We start from the raw sequence: 219 nt of genomic DNA on the forward strand, positions 1-219 counted from the left end.
ATATAGCGGTTGCGTCACTAGTGGCGCAGGACGCCACCTGGGCAGATCGGATAACGCTGCTGGAACTTGACGTCTGTGGTGATCAATCAGTGCAGCGCGCCCGGGATAGCTGGATGCAGCAGCGCCTCGATGTGGGGCTTTATGGCATCGTCAACAATGCCGGGCTGGGCCAGGGTACGGTCGCCCAAACTGTGGATGTTAACGTGTATGGCGTGCACC

1 protein-coding gene is annotated in these 219 nt (G+C 59.4%); it reads left to right on the forward strand.

From position 1 onward, the window contains the following. The coding region (locus A3709_RS24020) for a hypothetical protein (RefSeq protein WP_197484265.1) at nt 1–219 on the forward strand (219 nt) is incomplete at both ends.

This window comes from Halioglobus sp. HI00S01, assembly GCF_001635445.1.
Taxonomy (GTDB): domain Bacteria; phylum Pseudomonadota; class Gammaproteobacteria; order Pseudomonadales; family Halieaceae; genus Halioglobus; species Halioglobus japonicus.